Below are 3,599 nucleotides of genomic sequence, written 5' to 3'. Positions count from 1 at the left end.
TGTTTCAGCATTTCCTGATTTAACCGGCGATCATATTGTTGATGCAAGAGTAACTTATGATCAATACAATAGAATTGCAGTAAGCTTTAATTTGGATGCATCCGGAGCAAGTAAATTTAAAGAGTTAACAGGAAATAATATTGGAAAACAGTTGGGTATAATAATTGATAATGTTATGTACTCTGCACCTACGGTTCAATCGGAAATTGGTTCATCCGGCCAGATTACGGGTAATTTCTCACCTGAAGAAGGTAATGATTTGGCACTTGTTTTAAGATCGGGTGCATTGATAGCTCCTATTAAATTTGAACAAGAAACTCGTGTTGGAGCATCATTGGGTCAAGATTCAATAAATAAAGGTATTATGGCCTGTGTAGTTGCTCTTTTAGCATTATTCTTCTTTAGTATTATTTATTATAAAACTGCAGGGTTGTTTGCCGTTTTAGCATTAATATTTAATATGTTTTTGATTTTACTTTTACTTTCATATTTTGATTCTGCATTAACATTGTCAGGTATTGCAGGTATTGTTCTTACAATCGGTATGGCAATAGATGCATCCGTTTTGATATATGAAGGTGTAAAAGAAGAGTTAAAAAACGGTATACCATTTAGAAAAGCATTAAATGACGGATTTAAAGGTGCATTTGTTGTTATTTTAGATTCAAATATTACTACATTTTTAACCGGATTTGTATTATTTAAGTTTGGTGGACCTGCAATAAGAGGTTTTGCCGTAACATTGATGGTTGGTATTTTGGCAACCGTTATTTCAGGTGTTTATTTTCTAAAATCAGTGTTTGATTTTATTTTGGATAATACTAAAATTAAAGACATCAACGTTTAAAATTTGTGTGGCGACGTAGCTCAGTTGGTTAGAGCGACGGAATCATAATCCGTAGGTCCGGGGTTCGAATCCCTGCGTCGCTACCAGCCTACGCACGAGGCTTCCTCCTTCGCTAAAGCTTCGGCGGACAAGTCGGCTGGCAGGCCAGACCAAAAACTGTATTTTCTTAATTTTCTTTTTTTATATTTTGTCTTATATAATAATAACTAAATATAATATCCGGTTTAGATATTTAATTTATTAGGAAAATTATGAAATTTATAGAAGTTGCCAAAATTTTTGATCTTATCGAAAAAGAATCATCCAGAACTGAAATGACAAAACTTTTGGCCGATTTATTTAAAACTGCTACTCCAAATCAGGCTGCAATAATTTCTTATTTAACTCTTGGTGAATTAAATCCGACATATATTGGAACACAATTTAATTTTGCATCAAAAAGTATGATCAAAGTTCTTGCCAAATTTTTAAACAAAAGTGAAAACGTAATTAATTTAAGAGCGCAAACGCTTGGCGATTTGGGGCTATTGATACAGGAATATGATATATCCGGAAAAAGTGAGCCATTAACTTTAAACGAAGTAGAAAATTATCTTCAAGATTTTTTGAAAATTTCAGGTGATGGTGCTGTTGAAAAAAAAGAAATTTTGTTACTTGAGCTTTTTGAAAAGCTCGATTCACTTTCTATAAAATATGTAATTAGAATTATTTTGGGAAAACTCAGACTTGGTTTTTCAGACATGACTTTACTTGATGCTTTTTCTTGGATGTATGCGGGTAATAAATCTATAAGATTGGATCTTGAAGAAGCTTATAATGTTTGTGTTGATATTGGCATGATTATTCAAGTTTTAAAAGAAGATGGTCTTGAAAAATTAAAAAAACATGCAATTGTCACAGGTATTCCTGTCAGACCTGCAGCGGCAGAAAGATTGCCAAATGCAAAAGATATTTTTCAAAAATTAGGCAAATGTGTTGCTCAACCCAAACTTGATGGATTTAGACTACAAGTGCATATTGATAACACAAAAAGTAAACCGCATGTAAATTTTTTTTCAAGAAATTTACAGGATATGTCAGATATGTTTCCGGATCTTAAAAAAGCGGTTTTGGATTTAAAAGTTAAAACTTTGGTAGCTGAAGGTGAAGCTATTGCTTACGATGTTCATACCGGAACATTTTTGCCTTTTCAAGAAACTGTTAAAAGAAAAAGAAAATATGATATTGAACAAACTGCGCAAGACTTTCCATTAAAATTATATTTTTTTGATCTTTTATATTTAAATGGAGAATCTTTTCTTGATAAAACTCATGAAGAAAGAAGAAAAAAACTTTTGACAGTTGCTACAACTAAAAAAGAAGATACGGTTTTTGTTGTTGAAGAAAAAGAAATTAATTCGGCAAAAGAACTTGAAAAATATTTTGAAGAAAATATATCTTTGGGACTTGAAGGCCTTGTTGTAAAAAAAACTGATGCTCTTTATCAGGCAGGAAAAAGAAATTTTAATTGGATTAAACTTAAACGCCAAGAATCCGGGCACTTGGATGATACCATAGACTGTGTAATCTTGGGTTATTATAAAGGTAAAGGTAAACGAGCCACGTTTGGCATAGGAGCGTTACTTGTTGGTATTTATAATAAAAAACAAGATAGTTTTCAGACTGTTGCAAAAATTGGAACCGGGCTTACAGATTTGGGATTAAAAGAGGTCAAAGAGAAGTGTGACCAAATTAAAGTTGTTAATAGACCTAAAAATGTTGAATGTGCTAAAGAACTTTATCCTGATGTTTGGACCAGTCCGGAAATTGTTTGTCTTATAAGAGCTGATGAAATTACATTATCACCGTTGCATTCTGCAGGTAAGACTGAAGATGAAGATGGGCTTGCTCTGCGATTTCCAAGATTTATGGGCTATAGACCGGATAAAAGTGCTTATGAATCAACTTCTTTAGTTGAATTGAAAGAACTTTATTCTTTACAGTTTGAGGGTAAAGAGAAGAAATCAAAAAGAAGGTTGTCTAAAAAGACTAAAATTAAAGATGAGATTGATAAAAAAATATTAAGTATTTTTTAAAAAATTATATATTTTTATATCGAGCTTCAACAACGGGCCAATTAATATTTTTAATAAAGCTCTCGATATATGCAGCTCGTCCATCGGCTTTGTGATCAACCATATAAGCATGTTCCCAAACATCCATTACAAGAATTGGTTTAAAATCTGTAATTACACCATTTTGATGTTCGTGAATAAAATGATTTGTAAGTTCGCCGGTATTTGGATCTGCATAAAGAATTGCCCAACCGATTCCGCGAGTTTTACCTGTATTTTTAAAGTCTTCAAGCCAATTTTCAAAAGATCCCCAGGTTGATATAATTTTTTCTTTTAATTTATTATCTGAAAGTTCTGTTTTGTTATTTGTTAAATTTTCAAAATAATATTCATGTAATATCATGCCATTATATTCAAATCCATAACGTCTTTTTCTGTCGGCATAAATTAAACTGTTTGTTTTATTTTGATTTGCAAGTTCTTTTAAATCTTCATTTAATTTATTAACGTTATTTACGTAGCCAACGTAAAGTTTCCAATGATCCGCTATTTGAGAATCGCTTATTCCGTCAAGTCCTGATGGTTTTAGTTCTATTTTTTCTTTATATATAAAAATATTTTTCATATTCTGTTCCTGCATTTTTATATTGTTATTTGTTTTGTTATTTACATAATTTATTTTTGCAAAATTTATTTTT

3 protein-coding genes and 1 tRNA gene are annotated in these 3,599 nt (G+C 31.3%); 3 read left to right on the top strand and 1 reads right to left on the bottom strand.

Going from position 1 to position 3,599, the window contains the following annotated elements:
• From secD to KKE07_00190, 3 genes are all read left to right on the top strand, one after another.
• A partial coding sequence (gene secD / locus KKE07_00200; protein ID MBU4269288.1) for a protein translocase subunit SecD occupies positions 1-847 on the top strand: 847 nt, incomplete at its 5' end.
• Positions 848-856: 9 nt separating this feature from the next.
• A tRNA-Met gene (locus KKE07_00195) sits at positions 857-933 on the top strand.
• Positions 934-1,098: 165 nt separating this feature from the next.
• Positions 1,099-2,922, top strand: coding sequence for an ATP-dependent DNA ligase (locus tag KKE07_00190; GenBank protein ID MBU4269287.1), 1,824 nt, complete (start codon positions 1,099-1,101; stop codon positions 2,920-2,922).
• 4 nt (positions 2,923-2,926) lie between these two features.
• On the opposite strand, the gene KKE07_00185 is transcribed toward KKE07_00190, so the two are convergent.
• Positions 2,927-3,517: a superoxide dismutase gene (locus tag KKE07_00185; protein ID MBU4269286.1), complete on the bottom strand. Its 591-nt coding sequence runs from the start codon at positions 3,515-3,517 to the stop codon at positions 2,927-2,929.
• Between the last annotated feature and the right edge of the window lie 82 nt (positions 3,518-3,599).

It is taken from the genome of Candidatus Dependentiae bacterium (assembly GCA_018897535.1).
In the GTDB taxonomy this organism is placed as follows: domain Bacteria; phylum Babelota; class Babeliae; order Babelales; family UASB340; genus UASB340.
This window is presented reverse-complemented; position numbering and strand designations above follow the sequence as displayed.